The sequence below is a fragment of the Paraburkholderia sp. SIMBA_054 genome (assembly GCF_046534875.1).
GTDB lineage: Bacteria > Pseudomonadota > Gammaproteobacteria > Burkholderiales > Burkholderiaceae > Paraburkholderia > Paraburkholderia hospita.
The window spans coordinates 1-258 of the sequence record NZ_JAWRXV010001133.1 but is presented as its reverse complement, the minus strand read 5'-3'; the positions used below and the strand labels follow the sequence as shown (position 1 = coordinate 258).

Genomic DNA, 258 nt, shown 5'->3' with positions numbered 1-258 from the left:
TTGAATTCCGTGACGTGAAGAACGACCGGCGCACCGGACGCAGCGACGGGCACGCCGATCTTCGTCAACTCGGCACGGAAAGCCCCGACGACTTCCTGCTTCGCTTCGGCAGAAATGTCGAACGATCCTGCATCGATCTGCAGATCGCTTACACCGGCAGTGAGCACCGTGCCCACTTCGTGTCCGCGGTCGGCAGGTAGTGGATTCGTGGCCGGAGCTCCCGCACACGCTGAGAGAAGGACGACGCAGATGGCTGAA

Annotated in this window: 1 protein-coding gene; it reads left to right on the top strand. The window is 61.6% G+C overall.

Annotation, left to right across the window (positions count from 1 at the left end; translation table 11 throughout):
* Positions 1 to 200: hypothetical protein (locus tag SB822_RS58700; protein ID WP_410859323.1), on the top strand; the 200-nt coding region annotated here is incomplete at its 5' end.
* Positions 201 to 258 lie beyond the last annotated feature (58 nt).